The 12,666-nt window shown below is 67.5% G+C and carries 10 protein-coding genes and 1 tRNA gene; 5 read left to right on the top strand and 6 right to left on the bottom strand.

Annotated elements, in window-relative coordinates; all coding sequences use genetic code 11:
* The first annotated feature begins 6 nt into the window (after positions 1-6).
* Together ACFQ2D_RS10320 and ACFQ2D_RS10315 are read left to right on the top strand one after the other, a co-directional pair.
* Entirely contained in the window at positions 7-753 is a 747-nt protein-coding gene (locus ACFQ2D_RS10320; RefSeq protein ID WP_280941428.1) for a maleate cis-trans isomerase family protein, read from the top strand.
* A gap of 5 nt (positions 754-758) precedes the next feature.
* Positions 759-1,718 carry a PDR/VanB family oxidoreductase gene (locus ACFQ2D_RS10315; protein WP_280941429.1) on the top strand — a complete coding sequence of 320 codons (960 nt, stop codon included), beginning with the start codon at positions 759-761 and terminating at the stop codon, positions 1,716-1,718.
* Positions 1,719-1,755: 37 nt separating this feature from the next.
* On the opposite strand, the gene ACFQ2D_RS10310 is transcribed toward ACFQ2D_RS10315, so the two are convergent.
* From ACFQ2D_RS10310 to ACFQ2D_RS10300, 3 genes are read right to left on the bottom strand one after another with little or no spacing between them, the layout of a single operon-like run.
* Entirely contained in the window at positions 1,756-2,172 is a 417-nt protein-coding gene (locus tag ACFQ2D_RS10310) for a response regulator (protein WP_280941430.1), read from the bottom strand.
* 7 nt (positions 2,173-2,179) lie between these two features.
* Entirely contained in the window at positions 2,180-2,620 is a 441-nt protein-coding gene (locus ACFQ2D_RS10305) for a response regulator (protein ID WP_280941431.1), read from the bottom strand.
* A complete protein-coding gene (locus tag ACFQ2D_RS10300) occupies positions 2,617-4,422 on the bottom strand; it encodes a sensor histidine kinase (protein ID WP_280941432.1) in 1,806 nt (601 codons plus the stop codon). The genes ACFQ2D_RS10305 and ACFQ2D_RS10300 overlap by 4 nt, the downstream gene beginning before the upstream one ends.
* Positions 4,423-4,820: 398 nt before the next feature.
* Here ACFQ2D_RS10300 and aceE point away from each other — a divergent pair, with 398 nt between their 5' ends.
* The gene (aceE, locus tag ACFQ2D_RS10295) at positions 4,821-7,514 is read left to right on the top strand and encodes a pyruvate dehydrogenase (acetyl-transferring), homodimeric type (protein ID WP_280941433.1); all 2,694 of its coding nucleotides are present in this window, start codon (positions 4,821-4,823) and stop codon (positions 7,512-7,514) included.
* A tRNA-Val gene (locus ACFQ2D_RS10290) sits at positions 7,505-7,583 on the top strand. The genes aceE and ACFQ2D_RS10290 overlap by 10 nt, the downstream gene beginning before the upstream one ends.
* A 36-nt stretch (positions 7,584-7,619) precedes the next feature.
* On the opposite strand, the gene ACFQ2D_RS10285 is transcribed toward ACFQ2D_RS10290, so the two are convergent.
* The 3 genes from ACFQ2D_RS10285 to ACFQ2D_RS10275 form a co-directional block, all read right to left on the bottom strand.
* The gene (locus ACFQ2D_RS10285; protein ID WP_280941434.1) at positions 7,620-7,805 is read right to left on the bottom strand and encodes a hypothetical protein; all 186 of its coding nucleotides are present in this window, start codon (positions 7,803-7,805) and stop codon (positions 7,620-7,622) included.
* An 831-nt stretch (positions 7,806-8,636) separates the two neighbouring features.
* A complete protein-coding gene (locus ACFQ2D_RS10280; protein ID WP_280941435.1) occupies positions 8,637-9,683 on the bottom strand; it encodes a hypothetical protein in 1,047 nt (348 codons plus the stop codon).
* A 271-nt stretch (positions 9,684-9,954) separates the two neighbouring features.
* Complete coding sequence (locus ACFQ2D_RS10275; RefSeq protein WP_280941436.1) at positions 9,955-10,806, bottom strand: DUF3883 domain-containing protein; 852 nt, start codon at positions 10,804-10,806, stop codon at positions 9,955-9,957.
* A gap of 195 nt (positions 10,807-11,001) precedes the next feature.
* Between ACFQ2D_RS10275 and ACFQ2D_RS10270 the strand changes: the two genes are divergently transcribed.
* Complete coding sequence (locus ACFQ2D_RS10270; protein WP_280941437.1) at positions 11,002-12,612, top strand: MFS transporter; 1,611 nt, start codon at positions 11,002-11,004, stop codon at positions 12,610-12,612.
* Positions 12,613-12,666 lie beyond the last annotated feature (54 nt).

Genomic DNA, 12,666 nt, shown 5'->3' with positions numbered 1-12,666 from the left:
GCAGACATGACCGACGTACTTGGCTGGCGCAAGGTCCTGGCGGTCATCGCGCCGTCGACCAACACCATCGTCCAGCCCGACATGGAAGCAATGCGCCCGATCGGGGTGACCAACCACTACCGGGACATCTACGTCGAAGATCCGCTCGCGTTGAGCGATGCATCCTTCACCGAAGGCACCACCAGGATCGGCCAGGGCATGCAGGACTGCCTGCGCACCGCCATCACCTGCAAGCCCGACTACATCGTGCTCGGGGTGTCGGCGATCTCGTTCGCCGGAGGGCTTGCAGGTGCCCGGGAGTTCGCGTCCGGCCTCAGTGAGTTCACCGGCAAGGACGTCAGCGTCGGCTCGCTCTCGACGGCGGCAGCGCTGGAGGCCTATGGCGGCATCCGGCGCATTGCGTTCGTGTCTCCGTATTACCCGGTCGCCAATGCCCAGGTGAAGCGCTTCTTCGAGGACTGCGGCTTCGAAGTGGTCCGCGACGTGCCCCTGCGCTGCAGGACCTGGACCGACATCGCGCAGGTGACCGAGGCGCGGCTCCTGGAGGTGCTGCGGCAACTGGATGGCGACGACGTCGACGCGATCGTGCAGGTCGGCACCAACCTGTCGATGGTACGGCTGGCCGCACAGGCAGAACTGTGGCTGGGCAAGCCGGTCATCGCCATCAACACCGCGACCTATTGGCACGCGCTTCGGCAGTGCGGCATCCACGACAGGATGGAGAGTTTCGGCAAGCTGTTGCGGGACCACTAACCCTCATGGCGCTCCTGACCCGCATCGCCGAGCTGTACCAGGAAACAGATGAGATCCGGCGCTACCGGCTGGTGGCCGCCGACGGAGGGGCCTTGCCGGCCGGGACGCCGGGTTCCCATATCGACGTGCAGCTCGAGTCGGGCCTCGTGCGCCAGTATTCCCTGTGCAATGGGCCAGGGGAACAGGGGGTGTTCGAGATCGCGGTGAAGCGCGAGCCGGCGTCGCGTGGCGGGTCGGCCGCAGTGCACGCCGGGTTCCGGGTGGGCGGGCTGGTGCCGGTCAGCGCTCCCCGCAACAGTTTTCCGCTGCAGGACGACGCCGACCACCACCTGTTGCTGGCCGGCGGCATCGGCATCACTCCGCTGCTGAGCATGGCGCGTCACCTCGCGGCAGCGGGCAAGCCGTTCCATCTGCATTATTTCGTGCGGTCCGCGCGGGACGCCGCGTTCAGGGAACTGCTGGCGTCGCCGACGCTGCGTGGTTCGGTCACGCAGCACCATGGGCTCGACCCCGCGGAGACCGCCGACGTGTTGCGCGCGGTGTCGCGGGTCCGCCCTTCGGGAGGCCATCTCTACGTCTGCGGCCCCGCGCCCTTCATGGCATGCGCGACCGGGGCCGCTGGCGCCTGGCCCGAGGGGACCGTTCACCAGGAGTGGTTCGCGGCGGCTCCATCGGACTCCGACGGCGCAGCGACCGGGCGGCCGTTCCGGGTCCGTCTCGCGCGGCAGGACGTCGAGTTCGAGGTCGCTCCCGGGCAATCGATCCTGCAAGCGCTCGACGCGCATGACATCTTCGCGCCGCGCAGCTGCGAGCAGGGCTTCTGCGGCACCTGCGAGGTCGCGGTGCTCGAGGGCGAACCGGATCATCGCGACACCTACCTCAGCGAAGAGGAGCGTCGCCGCGGCAAGGTGATGATGCCCTGCGTGTCGCGTTGCAGGGGCCCGCTGCTGGTGCTCGATCTCTAGCGACGGCGGACCGGGACAGGAACAGCCTGCGTTGCGATCACCGCACGCCCGGCGTGGCCATGCGGTTGCCACCCAGCAAGCCGCGCAGCTCGCGCGGCAGGGCGTCCAAGTCGTCCTTCAGCAGCAGGGCTTCGGCTTCCGGCGGATCTTCGTCCGGCGCCACTGCGCCGGTCAGGATCAGCACCGGCACGCCCGGGTCGTGCGCGCGCACCTGGGCCAGTGCGTCGAGGCCGGAATAGCCCGGCAGGTTGAGGTCGGACACCACCGCATGCGGCGCGAACTCGCGCAGCGCCTGGTCCACGCCCGCCGCCGTGCAGGCGCGGCGGCATTCCACGTCCAGCCCCGCCTTGCGCAGGGCGTACTCGGCCAGCTCCGCGTCGTCGGGCGAGTCGTCGACCAGCAGCACCCGCCAGGCGCTGCCTGCCGGAGGGCTGCTGGCGGGCGTGGCCGACATGTCGGTGTCAGTCCAGCTTCGGCGGTTCGTTGAGCACCGCCCAGAAGCGGCCCAGCGTGCGCACCGCGTCGAAGAACTGGTCCACGTCCACCGGCTTGACCACGTAGGCGTTCACGCCCAGGTCCCAGCTCAGCGCCAGGTCGCTCTCCTCGCGCGAGGACGACAGCACGACGATCGGCAGCGCCTTGAAGCGGTCGTTCTTGCGCAGGTCGGTCAGCACCTCCAGCCCGTCCATGCGCGGCATCTTGATGTCCAGCAGCAGTACCGCCGGGTCGCCCTCCGGGCGGTCGGCCCACTTGCCGCGGCGATGCAGGTAGTCCAGCGCCTCGACGCCGTCCTCCACGTGCACGATCGGGTTGGCCAGGTGGGCTTCGCGCAGCGCGTCGATCGCCATCTCGGCGTCGTGGGGGCTGTCTTCGGCCAGCAGGATGGTGCGCAGTTCGGTCATGGCTTTTTCTCTTGGTTGGCCGGCAGGTCGCCCGCGCCCGGCAGCGTGAAATGGAAGGTAGCACCCTTGCCCGGCTCGCCCTCGGCCTCGATCCGGCCGCCGTGGCGGGTCAGCACCCGTCGCACGCTGGCCAGGCCGACGCCGGTGCCGGGGAACTCGCTGGGCGCGTGCAGGCGCTGGAACACGCCGAACAGCTTGCCAGCGTACTTCATGTCGAACCCGGCGCCGTTGTCGCGGACGGTGAAATGGTGCGCGTCGTCGTCGCCGCGCCGGTACTCGACCTCGATGCGCGCGGGCTCGCTGCCCTGGCTGTACTTGACCGCGTTGCCGAGCAGGTTCAGCCACACCTGCCGCAGCATGTTCTCGTCGCCCACCACCACCGGCAGCGGCGCGATGCGCCATTCGATCGAATGGCCGGGATTCTCGGCGGCGTTGTTGGAGTCGAGCATCGCCCGCGTCTCCGCCACCAGCGACTGCATGTCCACCGTCTGCAGGCGCAGCGCGCTGCGGCCCAGGCGCGAGTACACCAGCAGATCGTCGATCAGCGCCGACATGCGCTTGGCCGAGGACACCATCACTTCGATGTAGTGGCGGGTCTTGTCGTCCGCGTCTTCGCCCAGGTGGCGGCCGAGCTTGTCGCCGAAGCCGGCGATATGGCGCAGCGGCGCGCGCAGGTCGTGCGAGACCGAATAGCTGAAGGCCTCCAGCTCGCGGTTCACGTCCGACACCTGCTCCACCTTGCCCTCGAGCTGGCGGTTGAGCTCGCGGATCTGGCGGTCGCTGGCCTTCTGCACGCTGATGTCGCTGGCGGTCACCAGCGCCACCGAATCCTCGCTGTCGGGCAGGGGCATGCGCCGCGCGTTGATCATCATCGTGCGCTCGACGCCGTCGGCGGTGACCTGCACCTGCTCGAAATCCCACAGCTCGCGGCCGCGGCCCAGCACGTCGGCCAGGCGGCGCAGCATGCGCTCGTCGCGCCAGGCACCGTCGCCGATCCCGGCCAGCGGCTGCCCGCGTACGTCCTCGGTCACCCCGAACAGCTCGGCGAACGCGGCGTTGTAGATCACCACCCGCTGCTCGTGGTCGATCGCCACGATCGGCTCGCGCACCGTATCGAGCACCACGCTGGCGCGGGCGCTGGCCTTCATCGCGCTGCTCTCGGCGGTCAGGCGATGGGCGATCTGGCGGGCCACGTAGGTCAGCAGGCCGCCCAGCAGCAGCAGCTGCGCGGCCATCGCCGCCCACGATGCCGTGCGCGCCCGCGCGGCCACCCGCTCGGCGCGTTCGCGGCGCTCGACGAGCAATTCCTGCTCGGCGCCGACGATCTCCGTGATCAGCTCGTGGATCGGGTAGCGCGCCACCATTTCGTCGATGTCGGCCACGGTGGCGCCGGTGCCCTGGTCGATCACGCGATCGGCCTGCGCCTTGCGCAGCAGCACGTGGGTCTGCAGGCCGCCGATACGCAGCTGCTGCTCGGGGTTGTCGCGGGTGAGTTCCTGCAGCTCGCGCAGCAGCGGCAGGATCCGCTCCCGGCTCTCGCTCACGCGCGCCCGCATGGCGTCGTTGTCCACGCCGGCGGCCATCGACAGCGCGCCGTTCTCCAGGTTGCGCATGTGCGCGGCCAGCGCCTGCACGGTCACTTCCACCTGCTGGGTGTGCGAGACCGCCAGCCAGGCGTTCTCCGCGTCCTTGCCCGCGGCCCGCAGCAGGATGAACGGGCTGATGATGATCGCGGCCAGCAGCAGGCCCAGCGCCGCGAGGCGCCAGTTGGACAACGTGGAGGGAGCGGCGGGCAGGGGCATCGCAGGGACCGGGCGTGGGCGGGCAGCCGGGAACCCGGCGCCTTCCGGCACCCGACCCCCTTGCCGTCGATCATTGCCCCTCCGGCAGGGGAGGGCAAGCGATCGGCGGCCGTCAAAAACCGCGCATTCTCGGCGTGGCGAATGTGTGGGCAGCGTGAAGACGACGCCAGGCCGCGCGCCCCGGCCGGCCTAAACGCCCGGGACCAGCCGACGTTTCAAACGCCCGCTGGACGGGGAGATCGCCGTCGTTCGCCGCCAGATGGTTGCGCAGGCAACCACGCCCACCCACTCGCGGCAGGGGTCCGGCGCGGCCCGGGTCGCCTGTCCGCCCCTGCTAGAATCGACGGTCCAACTTCCCACGACCTTTTGCGCGGCCCGGGGCCGCGGCGGAGCAAGGCATGAACTGGCTGAACGACGTGCTGCAGAACGATCCGGACCCCACCGAGACCCGGGAGTGGATCGAATCGCTCAAGGCGGTCATCGACCACCGCGGGCCCGAGCGCGCCCACCAGCTGCTCGAGGACATGGTGGAACTGACCCGCCGTGCCGGCGCCCACCTGCCGTTCGCGCCCACCACCGAGTACATCAATACGATCCCCGCCCACCTGGAGCCCCGCATGCCGGGCGACCAGACCCTGGAGTGGCGGATCCGCTCGATCATCCGCTGGAACGCCATGGCCATGGTGGTGCGGGCCAACCGCAAGCCCGGCGACCTGGGCGGCCACATCGCCAGCTTCGCCTCCAGCGCCACGCTTTATGACGTGGGCTTCAACCACTTCTTCCGCGGCCCCGAGGGCGACCACCCGGGCGACATCGTGGCCAGCCAGGGCCACAGCTCGCCCGGCATCTACGCCCGCGCCTTCCTGGAAGGCCGCATCAGCGAGTCGCAGATCGACCACTTCCGCATGGAAGTCGACGGCCGCGGCATCTCGTCCTATCCGCACCCCTGGCTGATGCCCGATTTCTGGCAGGTGCCCACGGTGTCGATGGGCCTGGGCCCGATCGCCGCCATCTACCAGGCGCGCAACTGGAAGTACCTCGAATCGCGCGGCCTGATGCCCAAGTCCGACCGCAAGGTGTGGTGCTTCATGGGCGACGGCGAGACCGACGAGCCCGAGAGCCTGGGCGCGCTGTCGATCGCCGGCCGTGAGGGCCTGGACAACCTGGTGTTCGTGGTCAACTGCAACCTGCAGCGCCTCGACGGCCCGGTGCGCGGCAACGGCAAGATCATCCAGGAGCTGGAGAGCCAGTTCCGCGGCGCTGGCTGGAACGTCATCAAGACCATCTGGGGCAGCTACTGGGATCCGCTGCTGGCCAACGACCACCAGGGCATCCTCAAGAAGCTCATGATGGAAACCGTCGACGGCGAGTACCAGAACTGCAAGGCCTTCGGCGGCGCCTACACGCGCGAGAACTTCTTCGGCAAGTACCCGGAGACCGCGGCGATGGTGGCCAGCCTGTCCGACGACGACATCTGGCGCCTCAACCGCGGCGGCCACGACCCGCACAAGGTCTACGCCGCCTACGACAAGGCGATGAAGACCACCGGCCAGCCGACCGTGATCCTGGCCAAGACGGTGAAGGGCTATGGCCTCGGCAGCGCCGGCGAGGCGCTCAACCCCACCCACAACACCAAGAAGCTCGACGACGACGCGGTGCGCGCGTTCCGCGACCGCTTCAAGATCCCGGTCGACGACGAGCAGCTCAAGGACGGCAAGATCCCGTTCTACCACCCGGGCGAGAAGTCCGAGGAAGTGCAGTACCTGCTCGAGCGCCGCCGCGCGCTGGGCGGCTTCGTGCCGCAGCGCCGGCGCAAGGCCGACGAATCCCTGGCCGCGCCCAAGCTCGAAGCCTTCGACCGCCTGCTCAAGAGCACCGGCGAGCGCGAGATGAGCACTACCATGGCCTTCGTGCAGTCGCTCAACATCATCCTGCGCGACAAGCAGGTGGGCCCGCGCGTGGTGCCCATCGTCTGCGACGAGGCGCGCACCTTCGGCATGGAGGGCCTGTTCCGCCAGATCGGCATCTACGCCCCGGCCGGGCAGAAGTACAAGCCGGTCGACCGCGACCAGCTGATGTACTACCGCGAGGACGCCACCGGCCAGGTACTACAGGAAGGCATCACCGAGGCCGGCGCCTTCGCCTCGTGGATGGCCGCGGCCACCAGCTACTCCACCAACAACCTGCAGCTGCTGCCGTTCTACATCTACTACTCGATGTTCGGCTTCCAGCGGGTGGGCGACGCCGCCTGGCAGGCGGCCGACATGCGCGCGCGCGGCTTCCTGCTCGGCGGCACCGCCGGCCGCACCACGCTCAACGGCGAGGGCCTGCAGCACGAGGACGGCCACAGCCACCTGCTGTCGGGCGCCATCCCCAACTGCCGCAGCTACGACCCCAGCTTCGCCGGCGAAGTGGCGGTGATCCTGCAGCACGGCATGAAGCGCATGCTGGAAGAGCAGCAGGACGAGTACTACTACCTCACCCTGATGAACGAGAACTACAGCCACCCCGAGCTGCCCGAAGGCGCGGCCGAGGGGGTCATCAAGGGCATGTACCTGCTCAAGGACGCGGGCGCCAAGCTCAAGAAGGGCGAGCTGCGCGTGCAGCTGCTGGGCAGCGGCACCATCCTGCGCGAGGCCATCGCGGCGGCCGAACTGCTGGACAAGGACTTCGGCGTGACCGCCGACATCTGGTCCTGCCCCAGCTTCACCGAACTGCGCCGCGACGGCTACGACGCCGAGCGCTGGAACCGCCTGCATCCCGAGGACACGCCGCGCAAGGCCTACGTCACCGAGTGCATCGAATCGCGGCCGGCCGGCCCGGTGATCGCCGCGACGGACTATGTGCGGAATTTCACCGACCAGATCCGTGCCTTCATCCCGCGTACCTATACCGTGCTGGGCACCGACGGCTTCGGTCGCTCCGACACCCGCGCCAACCTGCGACGCCACTTCGAGGTGGACCGCTACTACATCGCCCACGCGGCGATCGATGCGCTGGCGAAGGACGGCAAGATGACGGCGAAGGATGCGGCGCGGGCGATCAAGCTTTACAAGCTGGATCAGGAGAAGCCGAATCCGTTGGGGGTTTGAGCTTGCCTGAGGGTGGCCCTTGCCTTCACACGGCAAGGGTCGCAGGTTCGAACCCTGCACCGCCCACCATATAAAACAATGATTTAGGCCGCATCAACGAGCGGCCTACTTCGTTGTACGGATCACCGTACGGATTTCCATAGCGGTACTACGTTGTGCGGTCGCGGCTTTCCGCTTCGTCACCAGCCGCTCGACCATCCAAGCCGCGAACATCGGCAGGAACGTCGTCGCCTCGGCATCGCCGGCAGCGGCTCGGGCCTGTAGCCGGTCCAGCAGGTCCATTGCGTCCATCGCGTTATCCATCCGTGGAAGTCGCGACATCGTGCCGGGCGAAGGTCGACGCCGGTATCAGCTAGCGGTGACGCGAGGTGTAGGACTTTTCCGATAGCGCCGGAGCGCGACACGCGGCAATCTTCGCCTGCCGGCAGCGTGCATACGCCGACGCGACAATCGCAGCTCCTAGGGCTGCCGCTGCCGGCATCTCAACCCGCGCGACTGGGACCCGTAGGCTTAAGGAATGGCCTCTAGAGACTCCCGACGCGCTGCCCTCCGCCGCTCCAAGCTTCCGGGCGTCCTACCGCCTTCGGAGCTGGCAGAGCTTCCAGCGCTGCCTCAGACGGTTCAGGCCTACGGATGGCGCAATCCGATCAATTCGATCGACTACAACCGGGACGCTTGGGAGATCTATTACGTCGAGCCCGGAGGGTCGGTGACCGTCGTGCATCTGCGGCGGGTGTCTGGCGACCAGTTTCGTCTCTGGCGCGGCGGCCAAGTTGAGGCGCAAGGGTTCGACGTTGCTGGGGCAGCAGCTGCGTTCGCGGTGGCGGTATCCTTCGCGACACCAGAATGGTGACGGGACGCACGGCCATACGTGCGGGCATGGTGAGGTATCGAACCCTCGGCAGGCCGCTGGGAGCGCCCCGACGGTCAGGAGGCCGTCACTAGCGCTACTTCACAGATTTGCGAACTACAACCTGCCCGGCGCGGGACTGAACGCTAAACGAAGCGGTTTTGGAGCTGGCCGCGCTCCTCTTGACCACCTGTCCGTTAGATTGGGGGGCGACTATCCGAGCGTGTTCACCCTTTCCGGTCGGCGCGCGCGCAGCCTGACAATTCAAGTAGTTACGCGTCATGGTTGTACCCCACGTGATGATGAACGATCTCTGGTTCATTCAGGAATGCAAACGGCATGCCACGCCTCATGAGGCCAATACGGGTACGACCGCCGACGGTCGCGATACCCATAGAGAACTTCTGTATAGCAGACTCTGCGTTTACCAGAGTTGACACAAGGTCCACCGCGGACTGGACGGGCAAATTGGCCCAGTCAACGGCAGGCGCTGCTTGGCCCCAAGGGAGTTCCGCCGGTACGGCAACGTCGATCGTCGCTTCGAAGGGTTCCGGCACCTGCACCCCCTGTGCGCGGAGTTGGTCGAGCACAGACGAGACGATTGTCTGGCGTTGATCTGCCAGCGCATCGGCCACCGAACGCTCGACGGCCCACTTCGTAGCAGTGCTAAAGCCGTTCACCAAACTTGATATCGAATCAGCCTGCCCCGCCCACGCTGCGCTGCAGTGGGGGGGTTCAGTGAAAATCTCCATCGCATCCGGCTTTGCAATGCTGATGCGATACACCTTTATGTATTCGTCTTCTGGACCATAACCAGCGACAAGAAACTCCAAATCAGATAGAAACGCTTTCTGGTCATCAGGTGTGTGGTGCCAGTCCACCTGAGTTTCCCAGAGGGGACGCACAAACCTGCAAAACTCCTCCACAACTTCACCAGCGCTAGCGAAATCTCTCCCGCTTGATCGTGCGTGGCGCTTGAACCTGTCAGCAATCTCCGCGATGACTACACCGTTCAGAGTTCCCAAGCCTGCTGTGGTGGCCGCGACAGAGCAAACAACATCATCAGGGTTAGGCGATTCGTGAAGTAGAAACAGCTTTCGGACACCGCCCATGAAATTCGTCGGTGTCGCTATCAGGTTGTTTTCGGAATAGACAAGCAAGGGGTTGCCTTCTGCGTCACGCATCAAGCTTCCGGATGCGTCCCGTGCAAACGCCTGACCTCCCCGAAACGGGAAGAAGGCGCGTTCCACGACACTCGCCAGGGAATCACACCCCAGCACAACGCCGTGGTATGTCGCGACAACGACGTTTGTGGTCACCGCCCCTCCCCCGATCCGCTCCCTCGCGGCATCTAGTGTATCCCAGACATGGACCCGAGCCTCCCTGCGTGCGCCCCGGCCGGCCGTTTTAGGATCCGTGCGAGGGTGGTCCTAGTTCTGATATCCGGGAACGGGGTCAGGTTCACTTTTTTTGGGGAAATGGTGTCAGGGACATTTTTCCGGGGAGTCAGCTCCGCCCTCGGTGGTGAAAGGAGGAGTCCGGCCGTCACGCGTAATCATTGATCCATGAGCCGATCAGCGCGACGTGGGATCAGCCTGCCAACTGCGCTAGGAAGGTCGTCGCATCCAGCTGGCAATGGGATTCGATGGCGCCGGGCAGGTTGAACAGGCGAGGGCGTTTGCGGAAGTCGAACACGCGGTAGAGCTGGTAGCGCTCGGCGTCCGCGTTGGAGCGCGCCAGTTCGTTGCGTGACACAAAGAATGGTGTGAGTTCTCCGAAGGCCGTGGTCTTGACCTCGATCAGGCGTTCGCGGCCGTCCCTCTCGAAGGACAGTACATCGAAGCCCAGGCCGTCCCCCTGCGTTTCGGAGACCTGCTCGACACGCTCGGCCAGCACCTTGCAGCCGGCGGCGTGCAGGCGCTGCGCCTCCAGCTCCATGACGAACAGTTCGCCTGCCCTGCCCAGGGAGCGGTTGTGCGACTCTCGGGCCAGGTAGTCGCGGCGCGCGGGGGAGAAGCGCGGCGCATACTGTGGCGGTGCCTCCTTCAGGCGTTTGGGCTTCGGCTTGGGGATCCAGACCTGCTCGTCGACTACAGCTTCCGCGATGGCTGCCGGCCGTGTCACCGCGTGCTCGGCCGCTACCTGCAGCGCTGGCCTGTGGCCCAGTTGCGCTTCCACGACCTCAAGCAGTAGCAACTGGTAGTTCTCCAGGGCCTTGTACCCACTGACGGTGGGCCACTGCAGTTCCTGCATCACCGCGCTGATGTTGCGGAACTTGTACTCCACTGACGCCTTGCTGCGCCCGTCGAGCTTCTGCATCAAGCCCTGGATGCGCGCGGACTTGTTGAACTGCTGGCCATTGAGTTCCAACTCCAGCATGTGCAGGTAGTCCGCGACGCACGCTTCCACTTCCAGCCGTGACCAGTCCTCGCCCGTCGCCATGCGGCGCCACCCCTGGAGATCCCCGTCCAGGTTACCCCGAACCTGGAAGCTTGAGGGCCAGGTCCTAGTCGAGATCCGACGTGAGCCGGCTCCCCCCGGTCGGCCCAAATGAAGTGCCTGGCTGGGTTCGAGGGATGCGGACGTGTCCGCGCTCACGCACACTTGCGCACCGCTCCCTACTCCCCGCCCGCCCCGATGACCAACGGCCTGTCCTTCCGCCACCCGCTCGTGTTCTGGTTCGGCTGCGCGCTGCTGGTGGGCGGGGTGTTCGCGCACGCGCCGATGTTCCTGATGGGCCAGCACACGCACTGGCAGATGGTGGGCATGCCGATGACCACGGAGATGTGGCTGGGCATGGCCGCGATCCCGGTGGGCCTGGCCCTGTCCGCGTTCGGCATGCTGCCGCGGCTGCCCGGTGGCGCTGCGGCGCCGGGCGCGCACCTGCATTTCCATGTCGCCGACGGGGTGCCGCTCAATCGCGCCCACGCCACCCTGGTGTTCGTGCTGATCGTCGCGCTGGCGGTGGACGTGATGAAGCCGGCCACGCTGGGCTTCGTGATGCCCGGCATGCGCGCCGAGTACGGCATCGGCACCTCGCGCGCCAGCCTGCTGGCGCTGTTCGCGCTCACCGGCACCACGGTCGGCTCGATCGTATGGGGACGCATCGCCGACATCGCCGGGCGCCGCGCGGCGATCCTGCTGTCGGCGCTGATGTTCATGGGCACCGCGATCTGCGGCGCGATGCCGACGTTCGAATGGAACCTGGCGATGTGCTTCCTGATGGGCGCCTCGGCCGGCGGCCTGCTGCCGATCACCTTCACACTGATGGCCGAAACCGTGCCGGCCGCGCACCGCGGCTGGTTGCTGGTGGCGCTGGGCGGCATCGGCACCTCGGCCGGCTACCTGCTGGCCGCCGGCGCGGCGGCGTGGCTGGAACCGATGTTCAGCTGGCGCGTGCTGTGGCTGCTCGGGCTGCCCACCGGCGCGCTGATCATCGTGCTCAACCGCTGGATTCCCGAGTCGCCACGGTTCCTGTCCAACGCTGGCCTGGACGAGGCCGCGCGTGCGGTGCTGCGGCGTTTCGCGGGCCAGCGGCGCGACGCGGTGGAGGTGGACGACGCCACGCATCCCGGTGCGCCTGTGATCGAGGAAGCGCACACCGTCAGCGGGCTGCGCGCGCTGATGCACGGGCGCCACCGGCCGATCACCTCCGGACTGCTGGTGTGCGGCGTGGCCTGGGGGCTGGCCAACTTCGGCTTCCTGCTGTGGCTGCCGACCAACCTGGTGGAGCTGGGCGTGGACGCGGCGGGCGCGAGCGCGGTGCTGGCGCGTTCGGCGCTGCTGGCGCTGCCCGGCATTGCCGTGGTGATCTGGCTCTACCACCGCTGGAGCAGCGTGCGCGCGCTGGTGCTGTTCATCGCGGCCACCACGCTCTCGCTGCTGGCGTTCGCGGCCATGGGCTTTGCCGAAGTGCGCGCGCCCGGCGCGGTGGTCGCGGCGACGGTGTCGCTGCTGGTCAGCGTGAGCGGCGTGATCGCGATGCTGATCCCGTACGCGGCCGAGATCTATCCGGTGCGCCTGCGCGGCACCGGCTCGGGCGTGGTCGCGGCGAGTTCAAAGGCCGGCGGCATCCTGGGGGCCGGGCTGGGCGTGGTCGGCTTCTTCGACCACTTCGCGTGGTCGGCGCTGCTGATCGCGCTGCCGATGGCGGTCTCGGGCTGGATGCTGCTGCGCCATGGCATCGAGACGCGCGGGCGTCGGCTGGAGGAGATCGAATCCGCGCTGGCCGGGCCGCGAGCGGGCTAGGGCCGGCGCCGTGACGCGCGGGCACCGGCCTGCGCCATTCACGATGCCGAGGCA

The sequence above is a fragment of the Luteimonas composti genome, from assembly GCF_042678665.1.
GTDB classification, from domain to species: Bacteria; Pseudomonadota; Gammaproteobacteria; order Xanthomonadales; family Xanthomonadaceae; genus Luteimonas; species Luteimonas composti.
Note: the sequence above shows the minus strand (reverse complement) of the source record. Positions and strands in the feature narration are given on the sequence as shown.